18 protein-coding genes are annotated in these 26,219 nt (G+C 63.0%); 12 read left to right on the plus strand and 6 right to left on the minus strand.

Annotation, left to right across the window (positions count from 1 at the left end; translation table 11 throughout):
* Nucleotides 1–104 precede the first annotated feature (104 nt).
* Together AC07OT_RS25605 and csrA are read left to right on the plus strand one after the other, a co-directional pair.
* Nucleotides 105–920, plus strand: coding sequence for an SDR family oxidoreductase (locus AC07OT_RS25605; protein ID WP_065940493.1), 816 nt, complete (start codon nt 105–107; stop codon nt 918–920).
* A gap of 127 nt (nt 921–1,047) precedes the next feature.
* Nucleotides 1,048–1,245 (plus strand): carbon storage regulator CsrA, encoded by a 198-nt coding sequence (csrA, locus tag AC07OT_RS25610; protein WP_495109359.1) that lies wholly within the window; start codon nt 1,048–1,050, stop codon nt 1,243–1,245.
* A gap of 1 nt (nt 1,246) precedes the next feature.
* Here the strand turns inward: csrA and AC07OT_RS25615 are convergent, their stop codons facing one another.
* From AC07OT_RS25615 to AC07OT_RS25630, 4 genes are all read right to left on the minus strand, one after another.
* On the minus strand, nt 1,247–1,474 hold the full coding sequence (locus tag AC07OT_RS25615) for a YheU family protein (RefSeq protein WP_003236706.1): 228 nt from the start codon (nt 1,472–1,474) through the stop codon (nt 1,247–1,249).
* Between the two features lie 59 nt (nt 1,475–1,533).
* Nucleotides 1,534–2,718 (minus strand): osmoprotectant NAGGN system M42 family peptidase, encoded by a 1,185-nt coding sequence (locus tag AC07OT_RS25620; RefSeq protein WP_027603950.1) that lies wholly within the window; start codon nt 2,716–2,718, stop codon nt 1,534–1,536.
* Between the two features lie 90 nt (nt 2,719–2,808).
* Nucleotides 2,809–4,557, minus strand: a complete 1,749-nt coding sequence (ngg, locus tag AC07OT_RS25625) for an N-acetylglutaminylglutamine synthetase (protein WP_495109360.1) — start codon at nt 4,555–4,557, stop codon at nt 2,809–2,811.
* A gap of 3 nt (nt 4,558–4,560) precedes the next feature.
* Entirely contained in the window at nt 4,561–6,333 is a 1,773-nt protein-coding gene (locus tag AC07OT_RS25630) for an N-acetylglutaminylglutamine amidotransferase (protein WP_495109361.1), read from the minus strand.
* A 310-nt stretch (nt 6,334–6,643) separates the two neighbouring features.
* On the opposite strand from AC07OT_RS25630, the gene AC07OT_RS25635 reads away from it, so the two are divergent.
* Complete coding sequence (locus tag AC07OT_RS25635) at nt 6,644–11,464, plus strand: NEL-type E3 ubiquitin ligase domain-containing protein (RefSeq protein ID WP_495109362.1); 4,821 nt, start codon at nt 6,644–6,646, stop codon at nt 11,462–11,464.
* Nucleotides 11,465–11,472: 8 nt separating this feature from the next.
* On the opposite strand, the gene mnmC is transcribed toward AC07OT_RS25635, so the two are convergent.
* A complete protein-coding gene (gene mnmC / locus AC07OT_RS25640) occupies nt 11,473–13,467 on the minus strand; it encodes a bifunctional tRNA (5-methylaminomethyl-2-thiouridine)(34)-methyltransferase MnmC2/FAD-dependent 5-carboxymethylaminomethyl-2-thiouridine(34) oxidoreductase MnmC1 (protein ID WP_495109363.1) in 1,995 nt (664 codons plus the stop codon).
* 141 nt (nt 13,468–13,608) lie between these two features.
* On the opposite strand from mnmC, the gene pap reads away from it, so the two are divergent.
* The 3 genes from pap to AC07OT_RS25655 all read left to right on the plus strand — a co-directional run bounded on the left by pap (nt 13,609) and on the right by AC07OT_RS25655 (nt 17,781).
* Nucleotides 13,609–15,123 (plus strand): polyphosphate:AMP phosphotransferase, encoded by a 1,515-nt coding sequence (gene pap / locus AC07OT_RS25645; RefSeq protein ID WP_495109364.1) that lies wholly within the window; start codon nt 13,609–13,611, stop codon nt 15,121–15,123.
* A 391-nt stretch (nt 15,124–15,514) separates the two neighbouring features.
* On the plus strand, nt 15,515–16,699 hold the full coding sequence (locus AC07OT_RS25650) for a thiolase family protein (protein ID WP_495109365.1): 1,185 nt from the start codon (nt 15,515–15,517) through the stop codon (nt 16,697–16,699).
* Nucleotides 16,700–16,824: 125 nt separating this feature from the next.
* On the plus strand, nt 16,825–17,781 hold the full coding sequence (locus AC07OT_RS25655; RefSeq protein ID WP_115486819.1) for a DMT family transporter: 957 nt from the start codon (nt 16,825–16,827) through the stop codon (nt 17,779–17,781).
* On the opposite strand, the gene AC07OT_RS25660 is transcribed toward AC07OT_RS25655, so the two are convergent.
* Complete coding sequence (locus AC07OT_RS25660; protein ID WP_495109366.1) at nt 17,778–19,160, minus strand: class II fumarate hydratase; 1,383 nt, start codon at nt 19,158–19,160, stop codon at nt 17,778–17,780. The two genes, AC07OT_RS25655 and AC07OT_RS25660, sit on opposite strands and share 4 nt — an antisense overlap.
* 192 nt (nt 19,161–19,352) lie before the next feature.
* Between AC07OT_RS25660 and AC07OT_RS25665 the strand changes: the two genes are divergently transcribed.
* The 6 genes from AC07OT_RS25665 (at nt 19,353) to AC07OT_RS25690 (ending at nt 26,202) form a co-directional block, all read left to right on the plus strand.
* Entirely contained in the window at nt 19,353–19,871 is a 519-nt protein-coding gene (locus tag AC07OT_RS25665; RefSeq protein ID WP_003236690.1) for a DUF2059 domain-containing protein, read from the plus strand.
* Between the two features lie 6 nt (nt 19,872–19,877).
* Nucleotides 19,878–20,174 carry a BolA family protein gene (locus tag AC07OT_RS25670; protein WP_065923917.1) on the plus strand — a complete coding sequence of 99 codons (297 nt, stop codon included), beginning with the start codon at nt 19,878–19,880 and terminating at the stop codon, nt 20,172–20,174.
* Nucleotides 20,175–20,292: 118 nt separating this feature from the next.
* On the plus strand, nt 20,293–21,234 hold the full coding sequence (gene trhO / locus AC07OT_RS25675; protein ID WP_065923916.1) for an oxygen-dependent tRNA uridine(34) hydroxylase TrhO: 942 nt from the start codon (nt 20,293–20,295) through the stop codon (nt 21,232–21,234).
* Between the two features lie 36 nt (nt 21,235–21,270).
* The gene (locus tag AC07OT_RS25680; protein WP_169898031.1) at nt 21,271–21,873 is read left to right on the plus strand and encodes a DsbA family protein; all 603 of its coding nucleotides are present in this window, start codon (nt 21,271–21,273) and stop codon (nt 21,871–21,873) included.
* Nucleotides 21,866–23,668, plus strand: a complete 1,803-nt coding sequence (locus AC07OT_RS25685) for an ABC transporter ATP-binding protein (RefSeq protein ID WP_065940483.1) — start codon at nt 21,866–21,868, stop codon at nt 23,666–23,668. Before AC07OT_RS25680 ends, AC07OT_RS25685 begins: the two co-directional genes overlap by 8 nt.
* A 71-nt stretch (nt 23,669–23,739) precedes the next feature.
* The gene (locus AC07OT_RS25690; protein WP_495109367.1) at nt 23,740–26,202 is read left to right on the plus strand and encodes an EAL domain-containing protein; all 2,463 of its coding nucleotides are present in this window, start codon (nt 23,740–23,742) and stop codon (nt 26,200–26,202) included.
* The last annotated feature ends 17 nt before the right edge of the window (nt 26,203–26,219 follow it).

Genomic DNA, 26,219 nt, shown 5'->3' on the forward strand with positions numbered 1-26,219 from the left:
CACGGTTTGCCTGGGGCATTCATCACTCTGATGGTGCGTGGGTGCAGGAAAAACCTTCGCTACACTGCCGATCACTTCTTCTGTGAACCACAAGGCTACTTCCTATGCAAAATCGCATGATGATCACTGGCGCCGGGTCCGGCCTGGGTCGTGAAATCGCTCTGCGCTGGGCCCGTGAGGGTTGGCAGTTGGCCTTGTCGGACGTCAGCGAGCCAGGCTTGCAGGACACCCTGAAGCGCGTGCGTGAAGCCGGTGGCGATGGCTTTATCCAGCGCTGCGACGTGCGCGACTACAGCCAGCTCACGGCGTTTGCCCAGGCCTGCGAAGTGAAGCTGGGCGGCATCGATGTGATCGTCAACAATGCCGGCGTGGCCTCGGGCGGTTTCTTTGCCGAACTGTCCCTGGAGGACTGGGACTGGCAGATCGCAATCAACCTGATGGGCGTGGTCAAGGGCTGCAAGGCGTTCCTGCCGCTGCTGGAAAAGAGCAAGGGCCGCATCATCAACATCGCCTCGATGGCGGCCCTGATGCAGGGGCCCGCCATGAGCAACTACAACGTGGCCAAGGCCGGTGTGGTGGCGCTGTCGGAGAGTTTGCTGGTGGAGCTCAAGCAGCAGGAAGTCGGCGTGCATGTGGTGTGCCCGTCGTTCTTCCAGACCAACCTGTTGGATTCGTTTCGTGGGCCCACACCGGCGATGAAGGCGCAGGTCGGCAAGTTGTTGGAGAGTTCGCCGATCTCGGCGGCGGACATTGCCGACTACATCTACCAGCGTGTGGCGCAGGGCGAATTCATGATCCTGCCCCATGAGCAGGGGCGGATGGCCTGGGCCCTGAAGCAGAAGAACCCGCAGTTGCTCTATGACGAAATGACCACCATGGCCGACAAGATGCGCGCCAAGGCACAGGCTGTTAAGGGCTGATCAGGCAGTAGTCTGTCAGGCAATTTACCTGCATATGTAGGTGTTGCCTGATTTTGCCGCGAGGCATTGCTGCGCCCACACCCAGCGCGCATGGTCGGGGTCCTGTCATTCAATAAGGACAACCGCCATGCTGGTCTTAAGCCGCGCCGTAGGCGAAATCATCGCCATCGGTGATGACATCACCGTGCGCATTCTCGAGCTGAACGGTAATCAGGTGAAATTTGGTGTTGTTGCGCCCGTCGGGGTGCATGTCCATCGCGCCGAGGTGTACCAAAAAATCCTCAAGCGTCAAACCTCCCCATCCCAGCCCTCCACCAATCCCTGAGTCAGTCGAACAGATGCTTGGGCACATCGTGCTTGAGCATCAACTGGCACTGCTCGCTGTCCGGGTCGAACACAATCAGCGCCTGGCCCTTGGTCAGCGCCTGGCGCACCCGCAGCACGCGGGTTTCCAGGGGCGTGTCGTCACCATTGTCGGTGCCGTCGCGGGTCACGAAGTCTTCGATAAGGCGGGTCAGGGTGTCGACTTCAAGTGCGTCGTAGGGAATCAGCATACAAGCCTCAGATAATGTATCCCGGCGATCCTACTGCGCCGGGACCGCAGTTGCCAGCGTCAGGACTTCTGGCCGACCAGGCTGTCCACCGATGGCACACGCGTGTCGCTCTCCATCTGCGTTTCGTGCTCGATCTGATGGCTGAACCGATCCAGTGAGCCCTGGGCCGGTTGTGCGTCACTGGCGAACACCGGCGGGCTGAGGATATACGCGCCCAACAGCCGGCTCAGCGCCGCCAGGCTGTCGATATGGGTGCGCTCATAACCATGGGTCGCATCGCAACCGAACGCCAGCAGCGCGGTGCGGATGTCGTGGCCGGCCGTCACCGCCGAGTGGGCATCGCTGAAGTAATAGCGGAACAGGTCGCGGCGCACGGGCAAGTCGTTATCCGAGGCCAGGCGCAGCAAGTGGCGGGAGAGGTGATAGTCATACGGCCCGCCGGAATCCTGCATGGCCACACTGACCGCGTGCTCGCTGGAGTGCTGGCCGGGGGCGACCGGGGCGATATCGATACCGACAAATTCACTCACATCCCAGGGCAGGGCCGCCGCGGCGCCGCTGCCGGTTTCCTCGGTGATGGTGAACAGCGGGTGGCAGTCGATCAGCAACGGTTCGCCGCTGTCGACGATGGCCTTGAGCGCAGCCAACAGCGCGGCGACGCCGGCTTTATCGTCCAGGTGGCGGGCACTGATATGCCCGCTCTCGGTGAACTCGGGCAATGGGTCGAACGCCACGTAGTCGCCGATGCCGATCCCCAGGGAATCGCAATCGGCGCGGGTGGCGCAGTAGGCATCCAGGCGCAATTCCACATGGTCCCAGCTCACTGGCATTTCATCCACGGCGGTGTTGAACGCGTGCCCGGAGGCCATCAACGGCAACACGCTGCCACGGATCACTCCGTTGTCGGTAAACAGGCTGACGCGGCTGCCTTCGGCAAAGCGGCTCGACCAGCAGCCGACGGGCGCCAGGGTCAGGCGGCCGTTGTCCTTGATCGCGCGCACGGCGGCGCCGATGGTGTCCAGGTGCGCCGACACCGCACGGTCGGGGCTGTTTTTCTGGCCCTTGAGGGTGGCGCGAATGGTCCCGCGGCGGGTCATTTCAAACGGGATGCCCAGCTCTTCCAGGCGCTCGGCGACGTAGCGCACGATGGTGTCGGTAAACCCGGTAGGGCTGGGAATGGCGAGCATTTCCAGCAGGACTTTTTGCAGGTAGTTGAGATCCGGTTCGGGGATGGTTCGGCTCATGAAGACTCCTGATGAAATAAGTGAAATTCTTTGGCCAGTGGGGCTGTTGTGGCCAAGGGGCTTGTTGTGGCAAGCCCGCTCACCACAGGGTTATTGAGCTGTCGGCTGGCTATGGGGGAATAACAGGTCCACAAACTTCTCCGCCGTCGGCTGCGGTTCATGGTTGGCCAGGCCGGCCCGCTCGTTGGCTTCGATAAAGACGTACTCGGGTTGATCGGCCGCGGCCACCATAAGGTCCAGGCCCACCATGGGGATATCCAGGGCGCGGGCGGCGCGCACGGCGGCGTCCACCAGGGTGGGATGGAGGATCGCGGTGACGTCCTCCAGGCAGCCGCCGGTGTGCAGGTTGGCGGTGCGGCGTACGGCCAGGGTCTGGCCCCGGGGCAGGATGCTGCTGTAGTCGTAGCCGGCGGCGTGCAGGGTGCGTTCGGTTTCTGCATCCACGGGGATTTTGCTTTCGCCGTCGGTGGCCGCCTGCCGCCGTCGGCTCTGGGCCTCGATCAGCGCGCCAATGGAATGCTGGCCGTCACCGGTCACTTCGGCGGGACGGCGAATCGCAGCAGCGACCACCTCGAAGCCGATTACCAAAATGCGCAGGTCCAGGCCTTGGTGGAAGCTCTCCAGCAACACGCGGCTGTCGAACTGGCGCGCGGCTTCGATTGCCTGCTGCACCTCTTCAATGCTCTGCAGGTCCACCGCCACGCCCTGGCCTTGCTCGCCATCGAGCGGCTTGACCACGACGCGCTGGTGTTCGTCGAGGAACTCCAGATTGTCATCGGCGCTGCCTGCCAGTTGTTGCGCAGGCAGTTTCAAGCCCGCCGCTTTCAACACCTTGTGGGTGAGGCTCTTGTCCTGGCACAGGGTCATGCTGATCGCGCTGGTCAGGTCGCTCAGCGACTCGCGGCAGCGCACGCGGCGGCCACCATGGCTGAGGGTGAACAAACCGGCATCGGCGTCATCCACCTGCACATCGATGCCGCGTCGATGGGCCTCTTCGACAATGATCCGCGCATACGGGTTGAACCCCGCCTGGGGGCCGGGACCGAGGAACAGCGGTTGGTTGATACCGTTCTTGCGCTTGATCGCAAAGGTGGTCAGCGCACGGAAGCCGAGCTTGGCGTAGAGGTTCTTGGCCTGGCGGTTATCGTGCAGCACCGACAGGTCGAGATAGCTCAGGCCACGGCTCATAAAGTGCTCCACCAGGTGGCGCACCAACACTTCGCCCACGCCGGGGCGTGTGCACAGCGGGTCGACCGCCAGGCACCACAGGCTGCAGCCGTTTTCCGGGTCGTGGAAGGCTTTCTGGTGATTGAGGCCCATCACGCTCCCGATCACCGCGCCACTGTCTTCGTCCTCGGCCAGCCAGTACACCGGGCCGCCTTCGTGGCGCGGTGTCAGGCGTTCGGCGTCGACCGGCAACATGCCGCGGCCTTGATACAACTGGTTGACCGCCAGCCAATCGGCCTCGCTTTGCACCCGGCGAATGCGGAAACCGCGAAACACGCGGGTGGACGGGCGATAGTCGCTGAACCACAGGCGCAGGGTGTCGGATGGGTCGAGGAACAACTGCTGCGGATCAATCCCGAGGATCTGCTGGGGCGCAGCCACATACAGCGCGATATCGCGCTCGCCAGTCTGTTCGTTGAGCAGTTCCTGGGCCAGGCTGGCCGGGTCCGGGAAGGTATGGCCGATCAACAACCGGCCCCAGCCGCAATGCACGGCGATCGGCTCGGCGGCCAGCGGGCTGCCATCTTCGGCCAGACGCGCTTGCAGGCGCTCGTAGGTCGGCGCCTGGCCCTTCAACAAGCGTTGGCTGTAAGCCGCTGCATGGGGTTTCATCAATCAGATTCCTTGTTCGCTGAGCCACAGGTTCAGCGCGGCCAGTTGCCACAGCTTCGAGCCGCGCAACGGGGTCAATTGACCCTGCGGGTCAGTGAGCAGGCGGTCGAGCATGGCCGGGTTGAACAGGCCGCGATTCTGGCTTGGGTCCAGCAGCAGTTCGCGCACCCAATTCAGGGTGTCGCCCTGCAAATGCTTGAGGCCCGGCACCGGGAAGTAGCCTTTCTTGCGGTCGATGACTTCGCTCGGGATGACCCGGCGCGCGGCCTCTTTCAATACTTGCTTGCCACCGTCGGGCAATTTGAATTTGCCTGGTACACGGGCCGACAGTTCCACCAGGCGGTAGTCGAGGAAGGGCGTGCGCGCTTCCAGGCCCCAGGCCATAGTCATGTTGTCGACACGTTTGACCGGGTCATCCACCAGCATCACCGTGCTGTCCAGGCGCAGGGCCTTGTCCACGGCGGCGTCCGCGCCGGGCATCGCAAAATGCTCGCGTACGAAGTCGCCGGCGGCGTCGTTGGCGGTCAGCCATTTCGGCGCGACGGTGGCGGCGTAGTCATCGTAGCTGCGGTCGAAGAACGCCTCGCGGTAGGCGGCATACGGGTCGCTGGCGCCATCCACCTGCGGGTACCAGTGGTAACCGGCGAACAACTCATCGGCGCCCTGGCCGCTCTGCACCACCTTGCAATGCTTGGCCACTTCCCGCGACAGCAGGTAGAAGGCGATGCAGTCATGGCTGACCATCGGCTCGCTCATGGCGCGGAACGCCGCCGGCAGTTGTTCGATGATCTCGCTTTCGGCAATGCGCAGTTGATGGTGACGGGTGCCGTAGTGCTTGGCGATCAGGTCCGAATACTGGAACTCGTCGCCACGCTCGCCACCGGCGTCTTCAAAGCCGATGGAGAAGGTCGACAGGTCCTGTACGCCGACTTCACGCAGCAGGCCGACGAGCAGGCTCGAGTCGACGCCGCCGGAAAGCAGCACACCGACATCCACCGCGGCCCGTTGACGAATGGCCACGGCTTCGCGGGTGCTGTCCAACACGCGGTCGGTCCAGTCTTCCAGGCTCAGGTTTTTTTCATCTTCATGGGGGCCGTAGGGCAGGGTCCACCAGGTTTTCTGCTCGGTGTTGCCTTCGGCATCGATGCGCATCCAACTGGCCGGCGGCAGTTTTTCAATGCCCGCCAGCAGCGTGCGCGGAGCGGGCACGACGGCATGGAAATTCAAGTAGTGATTGAGCGCCACCGGATCGAGGATCGGGCTGATATCACCGCCCTTGAGCAGCGCCGGCAAGGCCGAGGAAAAGCGCAGGCGCTGACCGGTGCGCGACAGGTACAACGGCTTCACGCCGAGGCGGTCACGGGCGATGAACAGGCGCTGGGCATCGCGCTCCCAGACGGCAAAGGCAAACATGCCGTTGAGCTTGGGCAGCAGCGCTTCGCCCCAGGCGTGGTAACCCTTGAGCAACACTTCGGTGTCGCCGCCGGAATAGAAGGCGTAGCCGAGGGTTTCAAGCTCCTGGCGCAATTCCGGAAAGTTATAGATCGCGCCGTTGAACGCCAGGGACAGGCCCAGTTGGGCGTCGACCATCGGTTGGGCGGAGCCGTCCGACAGGTCCATGATTTTCAGGCGTCGATGGCCCAGGGCAATCGGCCCTTGGGCATGGAAACCCCACGCGTCAGGGCCGCGTGGTGCCAAGTGATGGGTAATTCGCTCCACCGCTGCGAGGTCCGCAGGTTGGTGATCGAAACGTAACTCGCCAGCTAATCCGCACATAGGTTCCTTACCGGTTTTTCCGTTGGGGAGGGATAGAAAGACCCGCACCAAAAGGGCGGGTACCTAGGGACTGACCCGAGGCTATACGCGGAGTTTTAGATCAATAAGTTATATGGCAAACCGCCGCCCCCCATTCGGAACACCCCTGCAGCCTGTGCGGCGTGGGTGAAAGGGGCGGTAATTAAGTCGAGGCGAGATGCAAAAAGTCGACGGTTACGAGGGCTGATCCTGCGGCTATTTGAACCCTTTTGCGCGATCGCAGCGCTTATCGTATGGCGTCATTGTTCAACGCGATAAAGGAACATTGCGAATGACGCAAACCACTGATTTGACCCAGGCGCTCGAGCCGGTGCCCCACGACCAATTGATGGCGGCGCTGCTGAATATCACCGGTGACCTGGATAAAGCGCAGGTCTTGCACGACACGCTGCCGGCCTGGTTGGTCAAGGCCGACTCTCACGTACTGCAGGCCATCGAGCAGGCGTACGCCGACAGCGAGCGCCCGCGTGAAACCCTGCACCGGGTGCTGAACCGTCTGCAACCGCTGGATAAATTCTGTGCCGAACGGCTCAAGTCTTTCCTGGACGGCAAGGGGCATGGGGGCCTGGACATCGAAAACGACACCCTGGAAATCCCCCGGCGCTCGTTCAGCGGTGTCAGCCAGGACCTGGGCGGCCAGATGATCGAGACCGTCAACCTGGAGAAGCACAGCCTGCTGCAAGCGGCCATGCAGAATTTCTCCCAGGCGGCTGCCGAGCCTGGCGGCTCGCCGACCACTGCCGTGGTGCGCATCGGCCCCAGGCGCCGAATTGCGCAAACCCTCAGCGCCCAGGCCTTTATCGGCTACTGCCGCGAGCTGAACCTGGGAGAGGCCTATCAGACCCATGTGCGCGAAGTGTTCAACCTGGTGGCGCCCGACCAGGACTTCAACCCTTCGGTGACGCAGGTCGGCCAATCCCGTTGCGTGGACATGCAGATCGACCTGCATCTGGCCCATGCCAAGGGCGATATCGATGCATCGACCCGCGCGTTGCTGCTGGGCCTGGTCAAGGCGGATATGCCCGCCAGGGACATCCGGCAACTGTGGTTCAACCAGCAGCCGCTGACCTGGCAAGGCCTGAACATCGACGGCGCCTGCCTGTGGGGGGTACTGGTGTTTTCCAGTGCGTCGGCCGAAGGGTTCTCCAGCGGCCCGATCGTGGTGTATATGCCCAACGAACCCGTGCGGCCGTGGTACCGCTATGAATCACTGGAGCATTTCAAGCTCTACCTCACCCTCAAGCTTCACGTCAGCACTTATCGCGATTTCTTCAAGGGTTACCTGGATGAGTCCGAGCGGTTCGGTTTTTTCGAGCGTTTTGACCAGGAGAAAATCCTCGTGCGGGTGGCGCCGCTCCCGGTCACGGGTAAGCTGTCGACGTTCTTTTTCAATGCCTGCGTCGGCAAGATCCAGCTGGATGCGCGGGTATTGGCGGTTCCCAATGCCCAGGCCGATGACGACGCGCGTCGCAAGCGTATCCAGGATTACCTGGATGTCGGCTTGACGGTGCTCAACGTCGCCGGGTTCGTGGTGCCGGTGGTGGGCCAATTGATGACCGGCGTGGCCGTTGGGCAGTTGCTTGGCGAGGTGTTCGAGGGGGTGGATGACTGGCTGCACCATGACAAGCTCGGCGCCCTCAGGCACTTGACGAACATCGCGGAAAACCTCGCTGCCATGGCGTTGTTCGCCGCGGGTACGAAAGTGGTGGGCCGGCTGTGGCGAACCACGCCGTCGGCGGCGGGGTTCTACGACAGCCTCGAAGCCGTGCGGCTGCCCGACAAGACCACGCGCTTATGGCGCAGTCGTACCGAGTCGTATCGTCACACTGTCTCGCTCGAAGGCACAGTGGCCAGCCCCCGTGGGGTCTATCAGCTCAATGGCCAGTCCTATGTGAATGTCGACGGGGCGCTGTATTCGATTGTCTTTGACGCCCGCACCGGGCGCTGGCGCGCCCGGCATCCGCAGCGGGATTCGGCCTATCGGCCGCCCTTGACCCACAACTACCAGGGCGGCTGGCAGTTCTCGTTCGAGCAGGCGGATGAATGGCGCAGCCCTGACTATATCCTGGGGCGGCTGGACCCCAGTCTCAGCGCCTTACCGGCCGGACACCTGCAGGAGATCGCCGCTATCACCGGCTCGACCTTGCCGCGCTTGCAGCAACTGGCCAGGCAGAACCTGCCGCTGCCTGAGCGGCTGCGCGATTGTGCGCTGCGGTTCAAGCTGAACCAGGGGGTTCGCGACCTGATCTGGCAAATGGAGCATCAAGCCCCGCTCGATGCGGCCACCACCCGTGTGCAGATGCTGGCCCTGCCACTGATGGACGGATGGCCCCGCGGGCGTTTTTTCGAACTGCTTGACGACGAGGGTGACCTGCTTGAGCGTCATCCAGACACCGCGCCGTTCGATTACGAGGACTTGAGCATCCACCTCACCACGCAACAACTGCGGAACGGACAGATTCTGCCCACCTTGCTGGCCGCGCTCGACCCCGAGGAAACCGCGCAATTGCTCGGCGGCACCTTCCACGCCGATGAAGCGCAAGCGGCCCTGGCGCGGCGTCTCACCGCCTCGCTCAAGACCACGCATCAGGCAGTCTATGAGCGGCTGCGCATGGATGCCGATTTCATCGATCAGACCGATCACGGCCAGCTCAAGCAACGCTTGCCGCAATTGCCGATCCGGGTGGCCTGGGAGGTCATGACCCAGGCCTCCACGGCGGAGCGCTGGCACTTGCGCCATACCGGGCGTGTGCCGCTGCGGGTCAGCCAATGGGCCCGGGAAGCCCTGGAAGCGCTGGAGGAAGACGACGCCCTGGCCGGCCTGTACTTGCCGGAGCTGGCCACCGATGCGACACGGCGCGTGGCCACCGGGTTGCTGCAACGGGTTCCGGGCTGGCCCGAGGATCTGTTCTTGCAGGTACGCCGCGAAAGCGTACAGGGCACTGTCCTGGGCCAGGTGGGCCACGCAGACGCTGATATGAGGCGCATCGTGGTGCAGTCGGCCAAGGGCTTTCGCGCCCACGATGGGCAAGGTATGGCGTTGGGCGCGCTGGCCGGCGGGCCGGAAGGTTTCTACGAGGCGTTGCTCAACAGTTTGTCTGCCGCCCAACTCGACGCGCTGCGCCTGACCGCGAGCGGCAGGGCCAGCCAGCTGCGGCATGCATTGATTGGCAAGGCCCAGGATGAACGCAATCGCATCGGCCGTTATTTGTGGCCCGAGCGCGCGGTACCCGAGGAGCAGGCCCTGTCGTGTGTGCAAGGCTCGCCGCCTGCGCGGCCTCCACAGCCTGCGGGCCTGATGCGCAAGGCTCGCAAACTCTTCCCGTTATTCGATGACCGGCGCCTGTCGACCTTCCTGCAGGACTTGGGCACCGATCACCTGTCCCGGGCCAAAGCCGTGCGCACCCTTGAGCAGCACTATGAGGCACTGCAGCGGGCGTTGAGGCTGTGGGCCAAGGACAAACCGGCGCAGCCCTACTCGGACGTCGCGCTGCAAGACTACCGCCTGGCTCGACACCAGGCCGCACGGGCCATCGAGCGGAGTTGGCAATATGCGTCGCTGGCGCCGGATGAACACCATCAAAAAGTGCCGAGCCTGTCCCTGGACGGCATGGCCATCGGGGCGTTGCCGACCTTGCCGGCGCACGTGCAGTTCGAGCATGTCCGGCAATTGTCGTTGAAACGCATGGGACTCAACGATGACGTTGCGTATTTCCTCAAGCACTTCAAGGGGCTGCACAGCCTGGCGTTGAACGGCAATCGGCTGACGCGGCTGCCGGAAGTGCTCCAGCACATGCCGTTGCTCAGGCAGCTGTACATGGCCGATAACCACCTGCAACTGACCGAGTACACCCGCACCAAACTTGCGGACCTGAAGAGCCTGGTCGTGCTCGACCTGAGCAACAATCCCCTGGTGGACCCGCCCGTCGTCAATAAGATGTTCGAGTTGCGCAACCTGATGCTGCGCAACTGCCGGCTGACCAGTCTGCCCACCGGCTTTACCCGCGTTCCGTACCTGGAGCAACTCGACCTGCGGGACAATGACATCGCCAGTTTGCCGGCATGGTTGTTCAATGCGCCGCGCGAGCACACCGAAGTCATCAACGTGCGGCATAACCCTCTGGACGCCAGCACTCGTCAGGCCTTGAACCGTTACCGGGACACCATCGGCGTGGGCATGGGCTTCGTGGAGGATGACATTGCGCGACTCAACGAGCAGACCGCACGGGAGCTGTGGCTGGGCGATGAACACGCGACACACTTCGCCGAAAAGGCCGAGACCTGGCTGGGGCTCAAGGATGAACCCGGCTCCGACGGCCTGTTCAAATTGCTGGCCGGCCTGGGGGGCGCCGCCGACACCACCCACGTGCGCGAGGACATGAACCGCCGCATCTGGCGCGTGCTGGAGGCGGCCGCTGCCGATACCCGACTGCGTGCCGAGATTTTCGAGCGCGCGGCCACGCCGTTGAACTGTGATGACGCCGCTGCCGTGAGCTTCAGTAACCTGGAGGTGCTGGTTGAAATCCACGAGGCCGCGCAACGGGTGGAGGGCGGCAGGGTCACGGCCAAGCCGCTGCTCAGGTTGGCCAGGGGCTTGTTTCGCCTCGACCGCCTGGAGTCCATGGCCAGCCGACACAGCGCCGAGCATCCGATGCTCGATCCGCTGGAGGTCAGCCTGGCTTATCGCACCGGGCTGGTGGAGCGCTTTCATTTGCCCGGGCAGCCCCGGCATATGCGCTTTGCCAGCCTGGCCGGGGTGACCGAGCACATGCTGGAGGTTGCCGAAGCGCAGTTGAAAGAGGCCGAGCTTTCCCCGCAACTGCTGAACTATATGGTGAAGCTGCCATTCTGGAGCAGTTACCTGAGGCGCACCCATGGCGGTTCGTTCGACACCCTGACCCAGCCTTTTGGCGATCGCATGGAAGCGGTGTGGGCGCAAAGGGAAGCCTTGGGTGACGCTGACTATCACACCCAGATGGGCGCGATCCAGCGCGCGCGGGAAAGTGCCGAACTCGTCGAGCTCAAACGCCTGACCCAGGAGGCGTTGAGGCTCGATGAACTGGGCGCCTGCGAATTGCCACCGGCAGGTTGAAGCGCGGCCTACGGGGCCGTTTTTGCAGCGTTGCTGCGAATCAACCCGCGCACTGCAAAGCGATTCGGGTGACAGGCCTCGGCCACGCTGCGGGGCAGGGGCAGCGGTTCGTTGTCCAGCCATGCCGCCAGCAACTCGCCGGACAGCGGCGCGGTGATCAGGCCCCGGGAACCGTGGCCGCTGTTGATGTACAGGCCGTCCAGCCACGGGCAAGTGGCCTGTGGCGTGTGGCGGGCATCTTTGCGCAGCGCGTCGTAGGCCTGGGCGAATGCCAGGCTGTCGGCCAGCGGCCCGACAATCGGCAAGTAGTCCGGGCTGGTGCAGCGGAAGGCGGCGCGGCCTTCCAGGGTCTCTGCGGCAAGGTCGGCGGCGTGCAGGCGCTGGGCCAGGTCCGGGGAAATCTCCTGCAGCAGCTCAAGGTTCCCGGCGTGCTCGGCGGCGGTAGGGGTGAGGTCATCGTTGTTGAAATCAAAGCTGGCCCCCAGGGTGTGTTCGCCCAGGCGAGCCGGCGCCACGTACCCCTCGGCACACACCACCGTGGCCAGGGCCTGGCTGGCGGCGGTCTGGGGCAGCCGGGTGATCTGCCCGCGAATCCGCTTGAGGGGCAACTCGGCGCCGGCGGCAAACCGTTTGACCTCCGCCGCCCCGGCCAGCACCACCACGGGGGCGCTGGCCAGCAGTCGATCACCGTCCCAGGCCTGCCAGTGGCCGTCGACTTTGCGCAGGTCCAGCACCTCATGATGGGCCAGCACCTCGATACCTGGCTGGCGCGCCTGCCATTGGCACAGCGCGGGGGGATGTACCCAGCCGCCTTCGGGGAAAAACAGCCCGCCCTGTTCCAGGCCCACCCCGGCGCGAGCCTGGGCTTGAGACTTGTCCAGCAGATGCAATAACTGCGGTGCGAATGCCTGGGCCAGTTGCGCCTGGCGTTCGGCCTCCTTGGCATTAAAGGCCAGTTGCAGCACGCCGCAGCCGTCCCACTCCACGCCGCGTTGCAGGTGCTCCAGCAGGCGCCGGGTGTACCCGAACCCGCTGACGATCATCTGCGACAACGCCGTGCCGTGTGCCGACAGCTTGAGATAAAGCACCCCTTGCGGATTGCCGGAGGCCTCCTGGGCGAGGCCGCCATGGCGCTCCAACAGGCTGACTTGCCAACCCCGCGCCGCCAGGCTGGCCGCACTGGCGCAGCCGGCCAGGCCGCCGCCGATCACCAGGGCACGGCGCTCGCCAGTGGGCATGGTCGGGCGGGCGAACCAGGGTTTGGCGCTGGCCGGTGCCGGCGTGTCGGCCGGCCAGCCGAGAAACTCCCCGCGCAGGATTTCCCACTTGTGGCCGATGCCCGGCGTACGCTTCATCTTGAAGCCGGCGGCGTTGATCAGCCGGCGCACCCAGCCGGTGCTGGTGAAGGTGCTGATGGTCGAGCCCGGGGCCGCCAGGCGTGCCAGCTCGGCAAACAGTTCGGCGCTCCACATCTCGGGGTTTTTCGCCGGGGCGAAGCCGTCGAGAAACCACGCGTCGATCTGCGCATCCAGTTGCGGCAACTGTTCCAGGGCATCGCCGATCAGCAGCGTAAGGGTGACGCGGCCGTTGTCCAGCACCAGGCGCTGGAAGCCTTGGTGGATGGAGATGTAGTGCGCCAGCAATTGCTCGGCGAACGGCGCCAGCTCCGGCCAGAGGGCGAGGGCGCGTTGCAGGTCGGCGTGGCTCAGGGGGTATTTTTCCACGCTGACAAAATGCAGGCGTGCACCGGCTACGGCGTGTTGCTCGAACAACTGCCAGGCACAGAGAAAATTCAGGCCGGTACCGAAGCCGGTTTCGCCAATCACCAGACGCCCGCCCGCCGGCAGTGCGGCGAAGCGCTCCTGCAAGCGGTTCTGTTGCAGGAACACATAGCGGGTTTCATCCAGGCCCGATTGGTCGGAGAAATACACGTCGTCGAACACCCGCGAGTGCGGGCGACCTTGATCATCCCAGTCGAGCTGGGCGTGGGTTACGGGGTTCATGGGCGGCTCGGTAAAGGCAAGGCGGCCATTCTAGCCGATCAACAGGCTTTGAATTGACCCACGGCAAGCCCCGGTGGAATTTCCTCCCGCGCGTTGTTGCCCAATCCGCTAGTCTTGCTCACTTCTTGAACGGAGCCGCCCATGTTCGAATCTGCCGAAATCGGTCACGCCATCGACAAAGACACCTTTGAGGCCGAAGTGCCCGCCCTGCGCGAGGCCTTGCTGGAGGTGCAGTACGAGTTGCAACAGCAAAAGCGCTTCCCGGTGATCATCCTGATCAACGGCATCGAAGGCGCCGGTAAAGGTGAGACGGTCAAACTGCTGAATGAATGGATGGACCCGCGCCTGATCGAGGTGCGCACCTTCGACCAGCAGACCGACGAAGAACTGGCCCGCCCCCCGGCCTGGCGCTACTGGCGCCAACTGCCTGCCAAAGGCCGCATGGGGATTTTTTTCGGCAACTGGTACAGCCAGATGCTGCAAGGCCGGGTGCACGGCGAGATCAAGGATGCGCGGCTCGACCAGGCCATCGCCGGCGCCGAGCGCCTGGAGAAGATGCTCTGCGATGAAGGCGCGCTGATCTTCAAGTTCTGGTTCCACCTGTCCAAGAAGCAAATGAAGGCACGGCTCAAGGCCCTGGCCGACGACCCGTTGCACAGTTGGCGCATCAGCCCGCTGGACTGGCAACAGTCCGAGACCTACGACAAGTTCGTGCATTTCGGCGAGCGCATCCTGCGCCGTACCAGCCGCGATTACGCGCCCTGGCATGTGATTGAAGGCGTCGACGCCAACTACCGCAGCCTCACCGTGGGCAAGATCCTGCTCGAAGGCCTGCAGAATGCCCTGAAGCTGCCCAAGGGCAAGGCCAGCGGCATGAACCCGGCACCCTTGCCCTCGGCCATCGACCAGATGAGCCTGCTCAACAGCCTCGACATGACCTTGAGCCTGGACAAGGACGATTACGAAGAACAGCTGATTACCGAGCAGGCGCGCTTCTCCGGCCTGATGCGCGACAAACGCATGCGCAAGCACGCGCTGGTGACGGTCTTCGAAGGTAACGACGCGGCGGGCAAGGGCGGGGCGATCCGGCGGGTGGCGGCCGCGCTCGACCCGCGCCAGTACCACATCGTGCCGATTGCCGCGCCCACCGAGGATGAACGGGCCCAGCCGTACCTGTGGCGGTTCTGGCAGAAGATCCCGGCGCGGGGCAAGTTCACCGTGTTCGACCGCTCGTGGTACGGCCGCGTGCTGGTGGAGCGTATCGAGGGCTTCTGTACCACGGCCGACTGGATGCGCGCCTATGGCGAGATCAATGACTTCGAAGAGCAACTGCGCGACGCCGGTGTGATCGTGGTCAAGTTCTGGCTGGCCATCGACAAGCAGACCCAACTGGAACGCTTCCAGGCCCGTGAGGAAATCCCCTTCAAGCGCTTCAAGATCACCGAAGACGACTGGCGCAACCGCGAAAAATGGGACGACTACCGCGCCGCCGTGGGCGATATGGTCGACCGCACCAGCACCGAGGTCTCGCCGTGGACGCTGGTGGAGGCCAATGACAAACGCTGGGCGCGGGTCAAGGTGTTGCGCACCATCAACATTGCCCTGGAGGAAGCGTTCGCCAAGTCCGACAAGCACGACAAGAAGAAAAAGAAATAACCACTGGCCTGGTGTTGTTCAGGATGCCGCCCTCTGTGGCGAGCGGGGCTGTGGTGGTGAGCAGGCCTGTTGTGGCAAACGGGCCTGTTCTGGCAAGCAGGCTTGTTGTGGTGAGCGGGCTTGCCCCGCGCTGGGGCGCGAAGCGGCCCCAAAACCAGCCAATAAGGTCTGCCTGAAATAACGCGGCGCCTTCGCCAGGGCCGCTTCGCAGCCCAGCGCGGGGCAAGCCCGCTCACCACAACAGGCCCGCTTGCCACAACAGGCCGGCCCAGCCACAGGTTTATGTCCGTCACCATGCTTTTGTATACGCCGGATGAATGATCATCGCGGTGGGGCAGGCCTGGATCTATCCTCGATCCATCTCCCCACAACGACAAGATCGAGGTAGCCCATGCGTGAAGTAGTGATCGTCGACAGCGTACGAACCGGCCTGGCCAAATCCTTTCGCGGCAAGTTCAACCAGACCCGCCCGGATGACATGGCGGCCCATTGCGTCAACGCACTGCTGACCCGCAACGGCATCGACCCGGCCAGCGTCGAGGATTGCATTGTCGGCGCCGGTTCCAATGAAGGCGCCCAGGGCTACAACATCGGGCGTAACGTGGCCGTGCTGTCGCAATTGGGCACCGGTACGGCGGGCATGACCCTCAACCGGTTCTGCTCGTCGGGCTTGCAGGCGATTGCGATTGCGGCCAATCAGATCGCGTTGGGTTGCAGCGAGATCATCGTTGCCGGGGGCGTCGAGTCCATCAGCCTGACCATGAAAAGCGTCAACACCGATAACCTGATCAACCCGCTGCTCAAGGAGCAGGTGCCGGGCATCTACTTTCCCATGGGCCAGACCGCGGAAATCGTCGCCCGCCGCTATAACGTCAGCCGCGAAGAACAGGACCTCTACGCCCTGCAAAGCCAGCAGCGCACGGCCCAGGCCCAGGCGGAGGGCTTGTTTGATGATGAAATCGTGCCGATGGCGGTCCAGTACAAGGTCGAGGACAAGAACACCGGTGCCGTGCAGATCCTCGACGGCGTGGTTGATCGCGATGAGTGCAACCGTCCGGACACTACGTTGGCCAGCCTGTCTGGGTTGAAGCCCGTATTTGCCGAAGACGGCTCGGTGACGGCGGGTAACTCCTCGCAGCTCTCCGACGGCGCCTCGATGACCCTGGTGATGAGCCTGGAAAAAGCCCTGGCACTGGGGCTCAAGCCCAAGGCGTTCTTCCGCGGTTTCACCGTGGCCGGTTGCGAGCCGGATGAGATGGGCATCGGCCCGGTGTTCTCGGTGCCCAAGTTGCTCAAGGCGCGGGGCTTGCAGGTGGCGGACATCGACCTGTGGGAACTCAACGAGGCCTTTGCGTCGCAGTGCCTGTATGCGCGCGATCGCCTGGGCATCGATAACGCCAGGTACAACGTCAACGGTGGCTCGATTTCCATCGGCCACCCGTTCGGCATGACCGGCTCGCGGCAGGTGGGGCACCTGGTGCGTGAGCTGCAACGGCGCAATGTGCGTTATGGCATCGTCACCATGTGCGTGGGTGGCGGCATGGGCGCCACGGGGCTGTTCGAAGCCGTGCGCTGATAAGTGTGGGAGGGGCAGTGCGACGATTCGACTTGCCCCTCCCACATTTGAACGGCGGCGTATCCCAATTCGCTCACTTCCCCCCTAGAATGCCCGCTCCACTTCCTCTGGCTTCTGGGGCACTCATGCACATCTCTTCCGGCCGCTGGGTCTACGGTTTTCTCCTGACCCTGCTGACCGCGCTGCTCTGGGGCATTCTGCCGATCAAACTCAAGCAAGTGTTGCAGGTGATGGACCCGATCACCGTCACCTGGTTTCGCCTGATGGTGGCCGGCAGTTGCCTGTTCGTGTACCTCGCCGCGACCAGGCGCCTGCCCAGTCGTAAAGTACTCGGCCCCAGGGGCGGCTGGCTGGTGGCGATGGCGGTGTGCGGCCTGGTGGGCAACTACGTGTTGTACCTGGTGGGCCTGAAACTGCTCAGCCCCGGCACCGCCCAACTGGTGGTGCAGATGGGCCCGATCTTCCTGATGATCGCCAGCGTGTTTGTGTTCAAGGAACGTTTCAGCGTCGGGCAGTGTGTGGGCCTGGTGGTGCTGATCATCGGCTTCGGGCTGTTCTTCAACCAACGCCTGGAAGAGTTGTTGACGTCCCTTGGCGCCTACACCGCCGGCGTGCTGACGATCCTGCTGGCGACTTCGGTCTGGGTGTTCTATGCCCTGGGCCAGAAGCAGTTGCTGACCGTGTGGAATTCGCTGCAAGTGATGATGGTGATCTACCTGTCGTGCGCCGTGCTGCTGACGCCGTGGGCGCATCCGCTGGAGGCCCTGCAACTGAGCCCGCTGCAAGGCTGGCTGTTGCTGGCGTGCTGCATGAACACACTGGTGGCTTATGGTGCATTCGCCGAGGCCCTGGCCCACTGGGAAGCCTCGCGGGTGAGCGCGACCCTGGCCCTGACGCCATTGGTGACCTTTGTCGCGGTGGCGTTGGCGGCGTGGCTGTGGCCGGACTATGTGCAGGCCGAAGAGATCAATGCCCTGGGCTATTTCGGCGCGTTGGTGGTGGTGCTGGGGTCGGCGGCGGTGGCGCTGGCGCCGTCGTTGCTCGCCGGGCTCAAGGCCCGGCGGCTACGCATGGCGTCCTAGGCACCCAGCATGTTTTCCGGGCGTACCCACTGGTCGAACTCTGCGTCGGTGAGGTAGCCCAGGTCCAGCGCCGCTTCCCGAAGGGTCAAGCCTTCGGCGTAGGCCTTCTTGGCGATCTCTGCCGATTTGTCATAGCCGATGTGCGGGTTGAGGGCCGTGACCAGCATCAGCCCGCGCTCCAGGTGCTCGGCCATTTTCCCGGCATCGGGTTCGAGGCCGGCGATGCAGTGCTCCTGGAAGTTATTGCAGCCATCGGCCAGCAGGCGGATCGATTCCAGCAGGTTGTGGATGATCACCGGCTTGTACACGTTCAACTGCAAATGCCCCTGGCTCGCCGCGATGCCGATGGTCACGTCATTGCCCAGCACCTGGCAGGCCAGCATCGACAGCGCCTCGCACTGGGTCGGGTTGACCTTGCCGGGCATGATCGAGCTGCCGGGCTCGTTGGCCGGCAGTTTCACCTCGGCAAGGCCGGCACGCGGGCCGGAGCCCAGCAGGCGCAGGTCGTTGGCGATTTTCATCAGGGCCACGGCCAGGGTTTTCAGGGCGCCGTGCAAGGTCACGATCGGTTCATGGCCGGCCAATGCGGCGAATTTGTTCGGTGCGGTGACGAAGGGCAGGCCCGACAACGCCGCCAATTCCGAAGCAATTGCCTCGCTGAAGCCATGGGGCGCATTGAGCCCGGTGCCCACCGCCGTGCCACCCTGGGCCAGCTCGCATACCTGGGGCAGGGCGCTGCGGATCGCCCGTTCGGCGTAGTCGAGCTGGGCGATAAACGCCGAGATCTCCTGGCCGAAGGTGATCGGCGTGGCGTCCATCATGTGGGTGCGGCCCGTCTTTACCAGCTTTGCATGCCGCGCCGACAGTTCCGCGAGGCCGCCGGACAGCGTATTGATCGCCGGCAACAATTGCTGGTGCACCGCTTGCACCGCCGCAATGCTCATGGCCGTAGGGAAGCAGTCGTTGGAGCTTTGGGAGCGGTTCACATGGTCGTTGGGGTGCACCGGGCTCTTGCCGCCACGGGGCTTGCCCGACAGCTCGTTGGCGCGGCCGGCGATGACCTCGTTGGCGTTCATGTTGCTCTGGGTGCCGCTGCCGGTTTGCCAGACGACCAGGGGGAACTGGTCATCATGTTGGCCATCGAGCACTTCGTCGGCGGCCTGTTCGATCAGGCGGGCAATGTCGGCGGGCAGGTCGCCGTTGCGGTCGTTGACCCGGGCGGCGGCCTTCTTGATCAGGGCCAGTGCGTGCAGTACCGCGAGGGGCATGCGCTGTTCGCCGATGGCGAAATTCACCAGCGAACGTTGGGTCTGGGCGCCCCAGTAAGCGTCATCCGGGACTTCCACGTCTCCCAGGCTGTCGGTTTCGATACGGCTCATCGGGCACTCTCCTTCAGGTTCGTTTGCGCAGTTTAGGCCCTGATCGGCCTGGGGGGTTCCCTAAAAGACTTTTCATCGGATTCATTCACCGCAATCCGCGCCCGGTAAGGCCCGGGGTTGAGCCGCAGCGTTTTTTAGGCGCAGAATGGGCGCCCTTGGGGTCTTACCTCGCCTGCTAGAAAAGGAAACTCGATGACTCGTCTTCGTGCCATCTGTACCGCGGTTGCTCTGGTTTGCGCCAGCGGCCAGGTTTTTGCCGATACCGCCAGCCACAACGCCAGTGCCGAAGCCTTCCTTACCCTGGCCCATGCCGACAAGCTGGGTACCCCGGTGTACATGCAAGTGCAGCAAATGTTCGCCCAGCGTTTCGAACAGACCAAGGCGCCTGCCGCCAAGCAGTCCGTTCTGGACAGCTACCAGGCCAAGGCCAACGCCGCCCTGGACCAGGCCATCGGCTGGCCGAAGCTGAAACCGGACATGGTCAAGCTCTACACCACCAACTTCAGTGAATCCGAGCTCAAGGACCTGGTTGCTTTCTACCAGTCGCCACTGGGCAAGAAAGTCCTGGAAAAAATGCCGCAGCTGACCCAGCAATCGGCCCAGATGACCCAGGCCAAGCTGGAAAGCGCCGTGCCGGTGGTGAACAAGCTGTTGGAAGACATGACCAACGAGCTGACGCCAAAAGCCGCTGCACCGGCCAAGAAGAAGTAAGCAGGAATGACCATGCAACAGCGTATCGAAACGGCGCTCGCCGCCCTGGCCCCGGAGCACTTGAGCGTGCTGGATGAAAGCCATATGCACAGCCGTGGGTTGCAGACTCACTTCAAGGCCGTGCTGGTCAGCCAGCAGTTCGAGGGGCTTAACCGCGTCAAGCGCCACCAGAAGGTCTACGCCACCCTGGGTGACCTGATGAGCGAATTTCATGCGCTGGCGCTGCATACCTACACGCCCGAAGAATGGGCGAAAATCGACGCAGCCCCGGCCTCGCCGACCTGCGCCGGCGGGCATAGCTGATACGCGGGTGTCTCTGACACCCTGCATTTGCTAGAATCCGCAGCGCGCCGCTCAGCCGGCGCGTTTTTTTTGCATCCGGTTCACCCCTTACGAGGGTAGCCACCTGGAGAGAACACCCATGACTCAACCGATTGTCGTGGCGGCACTGTATAAGTTCGTCACCCTCGAAGATTACGTCGCCCTGCGCGAGCCACTGCTGCAGGCGATGGTCGACAACGGCATCAAAGGCACCTTGCTGATCGCCGAAGAAGGCATCAACGGCACCGTTTCCGGCAGCCGCGAAGGCATTGATGGCCTGATGGCCTGGCTGAAGAACGACCCGCGCATGGACGACATCGACCATAAAGAGTCGTACTGCGATGAGCAGCCGTTCTACCGCACCAAGGTCAAGCTCAAGAAAGAGATCGTGACCCTGGGCGTCGAAGGCGTCGACCCGAACAAGAAAGTCGGCACCTATGTCGACCCGCAGGACTGGAACGCGCTGATCAGCGACCCCGAAGTGCTGTTGATCGACACCCGCAACGACTACGAAGTGTCGATCGGCACCTTCGAAGGCGCAATCGACCCGAAAACCACCAGTTTTCGCGAATTTCCCGACTATATCAAAGCCAACTTCGATCCGGCCAAGCACAAGAAGGTCGCCATGTTCTGCACCGGCGGCATTCGTTGCGAGAAGGCGTCGAGCTACATGCTCAGCGAAGGTTTCGATGAGGTCTACCACCTCAAGGGCGGCATCCTGAAGTACCTCGAAGAGGTGCCGCAGGCAGAAACCAAATGGCAGGGCGACTGCTTTGTGTTCGACAATCGCGTCACTGTGCGCCACGACCTGAGCGAAGGCGACTACGATCAATGTCACGCCTGTCGCACACCGGTGAGCGCCTCCGACCGCGCATCCGAACACTATGTGGCTGGCATCAGTTGCCCCCATTGCTGGGATAAGCTGCCGGAGAAAACCCGTCGTAGCGCGATCGACCGGCAAAAGCAGATTGAGCTGGCCAAGGCCCGCAATATGCCGCACCCGATTGGCTTCAACTACAAGCAAACCCCTTCCGAGGCCTGACCCATGCCCGCGCGCCTGCTCTATGTGATGGACCCGATGTGTTCCTGGTGCTGGGGCTTTGCCCCGGTGGCGCAGGCGCTGGTCGAGCAGGCCCAGGCGGCCGGCGTGGACGTGCACCTGGTGGTGGGCGGCTTGCGCACCGGCAGCGGCGCGGCACTGGAACCGACCACGCGGCGCTACATCCTCGAGCACTGGCAGGCGGTCACCGACGCCACCGGCCAGCCGTTCAAGCGCGATGGCGCGTTGCCTGATGGCTTTGTCTATGACACCGAGCCTGCCTGCCGTGCCATCGTCACCGCGCGCAGCCTGGCGCCGGATTGCGCCTGGACGTTGTTAGGGCTGATCCAGCGCGCGTTTTATGTCGAGGGCCGCGACGTGACCCTCGCCAGCGTGCTGGTGGAACTGGCTGAAAAGGCAGGCATCCCGCGCATCGAGTTTGCCGGCGCATTCGACCGTGCCGAGCAGCATGCCGCGACCGCCGCTGACTTCACTTGGGTCCAGGACCTGGGGATCGCCGGCTTTCCGACCTTGCTCGCCGAGCGTAACGGCCAGTTGGCGTTGCTGACCAACGGCTACCAGCCGCTGTCCGAGCTGTCACCGTTGTTGGGGCGATGGCTGGAGCGAGCGACCTGTGCATGACCAGTCACCCCGTTCCGACCGACTGACCTGGGCGGAAATTCGCCGCCTGGCCCTGCGGCACAAGAAGTCCCTGTGGATCGCCAATGGCGTCGCCGTGCTGGCGACCTTGTGCAGCGTGCCGATTCCCTTGCTGTTGCCGTTGCTGGTGGATGAAGTGCTGTTGGGACACGGCGATGCCGCGCTCAAGGTGATGAACCACGTACTGCCCCTGGGTTGGCAGAAGGCGGCCGGCTATATCGGCCTGATGCTGCTGGTGACGCTGTTTCTGCGTTGTGGCGCGCTGCTGTTCAACGTGGTGCAGGCGCGGTTGTTTGCGCGCTTGGCCAAGGACATCGTGTACCGCATCCGCGTGCGCCTGATCGAGCGGCTCAAGCGCATCTCCCTGGGCGAATACGAAAGCCTGGGCAGCGGGACCGTCACCACCCACCTGGTCACCGACCTGGATACGCTGGACAAGTTTGTCGGTGAAACCCTCAGCCGTTTCCTGGTGGCCATGCTGACCCTGGTGGGTACCTCGGCGATCCTGGTGTGGATGCATTGGCAGCTGGCGCTGTTGATCCTGCTGTTCAACCCGTTGGTGATCTACGCCACGGTGCAGTTGGGCAAGCGCGTCAAGCACCTGAAGAAGCTGGAAAACGATAGCACCTCGCGTTTTACCCAGGCCCTGACCGAAACCCTGGATGCCATCCAGGAAGTGCGCGCCGGCAACCGCCAGGGCTTTTTCCTCGGGCGCCTCGGCCAGCGGGCCCAGGAAGTGCGTGACTACGCCATTCACTCGCAATGGAAAACCGACGCTTCGAGCCGCGCCAGTGGGTTGCTGTTCCAGTTCGGTATCGACATCTTCCGTGCGGCGGCGATGCTCACCGTGCTGTTTTCCGACCTGTCCATCGGCCAGATGCTCGCGGTGTTCAGCTACCTGTGGTTCATGATCGGCCCGGTGGAGCAGTTGCTGAACCTGCAATACGCCTACTACGCGGCAGGCGGGGCGCTGACGCGGATCAACGAACTGCTGGCGCGTGCCGATGAGCCGCAATATGCCGGCGGTGCTGATCCGTTCACCGGGCACGACACCGTGGGCATTGAAGTGCGCGGCCTGGACTTCGGCTACGGCGAAGAGCTGGTACTCGACCAGTTGAACCTGGCCATCGCGCCCGGTGAGAAGGTGGCGATCGTCGGCGCCAGCGGCGGTGGTAAAAGCACCCTGGTGCAACTGTTGCTCGGGCTCTACACACCCCAGGCGGGCAGTATCCGGTTTGGCGGTGCCACCCAGCAGGAGATTGGCCTGGAGACTCTTCGCGAGCATGTTGCGGTGGTGCTGCAACACCCGGCGCTGTTCAACGATACCGTGCGCGCCAACTTGACCATGGGCCGTGAGCGCAGTGACCAGGCGTGCTGGCAGGCGCTGGAAATCGCCCAGCTGGAGGCGACGGTCAAGGCCTTGCCGCAGGGCCTGGACAGTGTGGTCGGGCGTTCCGGCGTACGCTTTTCCGGGGGCCAGCGCCAGCGCCTGGCGATTGCGCGCATGGTCCTGGCAGAACCCAAGGTGGTGATACTCGACGAAGCAACCTCGGCCCTGGACGCCGCCACCGAATACAACCTGCACCAGGCGCTGGCGCGGTTCCTCAGTGGCCGTACTACACTGATCATCGCCCACCGTCTGTCGGCGGTGAAACAAGCTGATCGAGTGTTAGTGTTTGACGGTGGTCATATTGCTGAGGATGGCGATCATCAGCAATTGATCGCCGATGGCGGTCTTTACGCCAAACTCTATGGGCACTTGCAGCAAATACGTTGATTTAGCCTAGGCTGTGCTATCGGAAGTGGGTGTTTGCGTGCGTTTCCAGCAGTGCATATGCAAGGGACTTCATGAAGCAAAAGCGGACTTTCGGAACGCCTCGGTTATTGGGCATTGTCTGGCCCTTTATCGCCGTCGTGCTGTTCCAGGCATTGTTGGGTTGCGTCAGTCTCTACGTGCTTTCAGCGGTGCGTGGTTATGTGGGCGGCGAGAGCCTGTGGTCCAAGGGCCAGAAGGACGCGATCTATTACCTAACGCTGTATGCCGATAACCGCGCCGAAACCACCTATCTCAAATATCAGCAGGCCATTGCCGTGCCTCAGGGCGGCCATGAGTTGCGCATTGCCCTGGACCGTCCCAGCCCTGACCTGGCCGCGGCGCGCCTGGGTATTCTCAAGGGCGGCAACCACCCGGACGATGTGTCCAGCCTGATCTGGCTGTACCTGAATTTTCGGCATTTCAGCTACCTGGAAAAAGCCATTGAGCTGTGGACCGTAGGCGATGGCTACCTGGTTGAGTTGGACGAGCTGGCCCGCGAGATGCACCGAGCGATCAATGCCGACGAGCAGGTCAACCCCAATGAAGTCCGGCAGTGGAAAGCCCGTATCACCGCGATCAATGAGGGCGTGACCCCCGCCGCCAAAGCCTTCAGCGACGCTTTGGGCGAAGGCTCGCGGATGATTCTGCGGTTGCTGCTGATCACCAACCTGGCGACGGCCCTGGGCCTGATTGTGCTGGCGCTGTTGCGTACCCATAAGCTACTGGCCCAGCGTCATGCGTTCGCCAATGCCCTGCAGGCCGAGAAGGAGCGTGCGCAGATCACCCTGGAGTCGATTGGCGACGGGGTAATCACCACCACTGTGGACGGGACCATTACCTATATGAACCCGGCAGCCGAGGCGATGACTCACTGGAACTCGGCGCAGGCCCAAGGCCTGCCCCTGGCGGCACTGTTCAACCTGCTCGATGACAATGCGCAGCCGGATGGTTTTACCCTGATCGAACACATCGTCAAGGGCCGGTTCAAGGGCGGCAGCGAGCATTCGAAAACCATCCAGCGCCTGGACGGCAGCACGGTCTCCGTCACCCTGGTGGGAGCGCCGATCCTCAGCGGCGGCCAGGTCAGCGGTGCCGTGCTGGTCCTGCACGACATGACCCAGGAGCGTCAGTACATCGCCAACCTGTCGTGGCAGGCCACGCACGACGCCTTGACCGGCCTGGCCAACCGTCGCGAGTTCGAGTATCGCCTTGAGCAGGTGCTGCACAGGGCAGGGCAGCCCCAGGGCGGGCGACATGCATTGATGTTCCTCGACCTCGACCAGTTCAAGCTGGTCAACGACACCTGCGGCCATGCGGCGGGCGACGAGTTGCTACGGCATATCTGCGCGCTGCTGCAATCGGATTTGCGCGAAGGTGACACCCTGGCGCGCCTGGGGGGCGATGAATTCGGCATCCTGCTGGAGAACTGCCCGGCGGCGGTGGCGGAAAAAGTCGCCGAGAGCCTGCGCCACACCGTGCAGAGCCTGCATTTTGTGTGGAAGGGGCGGCCGTTCATGACCACCGTGAGCATCGGCCTGGTGCAGATCTCCCAAACCCCGACCACCCTGGAAACCTCGTTGCGCGCCGCCGACATGGCCTGCTACATGGCCAAGGAAAAAGGCCGCAACCGAGTGCAGGTGTACCACGCCGATGACTCGGAGCTGTCCCTGCGCTTTGGCGAAATGGCCTGGGTGCAGCGTTTGCACATGGCGCTGGAGGAGAACCGGTTTTGCCTGTACGCCCAGGAAATCTCTCCCTTGGGAAGTGCCGACGGCGGCAGTGGGCATATTGAAATCCTGCTGCGCCTGCACGACGAGGCGGGTCGGATCATCCTGCCCGACAGCTTCATCCCCGCAGCTGAGCGTTACGGCTTGATGACCTCCCTGGACCGTTGGGTGGTGGAGAACGTATTCAGGATCATTGCCCGTTGCATGCACGAGCACCCGGGCCGGCCTATGGCGATGTGTGCGATCAATCTGTCAGGCATTACGATTGGCGACGATGATTTCCTCGGTTTTTTACGTGAAAAATTCGAGGTTTACCGCATTCCGCCAGAAATGATTTGTTTTGAAATAACTGAAACAAGCGCTATTGCGAACCTGGGCAGTGCCATTCGCTTTATTAACGAACTCAAAGCCTTAGGTTGCTTCTTTTCCCTCGATGACTTCTGCGCCGGAATGTCCTCATTCGCGTATCTGAAACATTTACCTGTAGACTTCCTGAAGATCGATGGAAGTTTCGTAAAGGATATGCTGGACGACCCGATTAACCGCGCGATGGTCGAAGTGATCAACCACATCGGCCATGTCATGGGAAAGCGCACAATTGCCGAATTTGTTGAAACCCCGCAGATCGAGCAGGCTTTGCTCGACATCGGTGTGGATTACGCTCAGGGCTACCTGATTGAACGACCGCAATTGTTTACCTTTGATAGCTTGCGTCGACCCGTGCGGCCGCAGCCTCTGTTATTCAGGGCGCCCGGCACATTCCGCTGAAACATTTGCCGGTCTGT

The sequence above is a fragment of the Pseudomonas sp. GW821-FHT09C10 genome (genome assembly GCF_059418085.1).

Bases quoted from the DNA above. Each gene is read 5' to 3' on its own strand.
- AC07OT_RS25630 (WP_495109361.1), bottom strand. From the start codon at position 6,333: ATGTGCGGATTAGCTGGCGAGTTACGTTTCGATCACCAACCTGCGGAC.
- AC07OT_RS25615 (WP_003236706.1), bottom strand. From the start codon at position 1,474: ATGCTGATTCCCTACGACGCACTTGAAGTCGACACCCTGACCCGCCTT.
- AC07OT_RS25690 (WP_495109367.1), top strand. From the start codon at position 23,740: ATGAAGCAAAAGCGGACTTTCGGAACGCCTCGGTTATTGGGCATTGTC.
- pap (WP_495109364.1), top strand. From the start codon at position 13,609: ATGTTCGAATCTGCCGAAATCGGTCACGCCATCGACAAAGACACCTTT.
- csrA (WP_495109359.1), top strand. From the start codon at position 1,048: ATGCTGGTCTTAAGCCGCGCCGTAGGCGAAATCATCGCCATCGGTGAT.
- AC07OT_RS25655 (WP_115486819.1), top strand. From the start codon at position 16,825: ATGCACATCTCTTCCGGCCGCTGGGTCTACGGTTTTCTCCTGACCCTG.
- AC07OT_RS25665 (WP_003236690.1), top strand. From the start codon at position 19,353: ATGACTCGTCTTCGTGCCATCTGTACCGCGGTTGCTCTGGTTTGCGCC.
- ngg (WP_495109360.1), bottom strand. From the start codon at position 4,557: ATGAAACCCCATGCAGCGGCTTACAGCCAACGCTTGTTGAAGGGCCAG.
- mnmC (WP_495109363.1), bottom strand. From the start codon at position 13,467: ATGAACCCCGTAACCCACGCCCAGCTCGACTGGGATGATCAAGGTCGC.
- AC07OT_RS25635 (WP_495109362.1), top strand. From the start codon at position 6,644: ATGACGCAAACCACTGATTTGACCCAGGCGCTCGAGCCGGTGCCCCAC.
- AC07OT_RS25670 (WP_065923917.1), top strand. From the start codon at position 19,878: ATGACCATGCAACAGCGTATCGAAACGGCGCTCGCCGCCCTGGCCCCG.
- AC07OT_RS25680 (WP_169898031.1), top strand. From the start codon at position 21,271: ATGTGTTCCTGGTGCTGGGGCTTTGCCCCGGTGGCGCAGGCGCTGGTC.
- AC07OT_RS25620 (WP_027603950.1), bottom strand. From the start codon at position 2,718: ATGAGCCGAACCATCCCCGAACCGGATCTCAACTACCTGCAAAAAGTC.
- AC07OT_RS25650 (WP_495109365.1), top strand. From the start codon at position 15,515: ATGCGTGAAGTAGTGATCGTCGACAGCGTACGAACCGGCCTGGCCAAA.
- AC07OT_RS25605 (WP_065940493.1), top strand. From the start codon at position 105: ATGCAAAATCGCATGATGATCACTGGCGCCGGGTCCGGCCTGGGTCGT.
- AC07OT_RS25660 (WP_495109366.1), bottom strand. From the start codon at position 19,160: ATGAGCCGTATCGAAACCGACAGCCTGGGAGACGTGGAAGTCCCGGAT.
- trhO (WP_065923916.1), top strand. From the start codon at position 20,293: ATGACTCAACCGATTGTCGTGGCGGCACTGTATAAGTTCGTCACCCTC.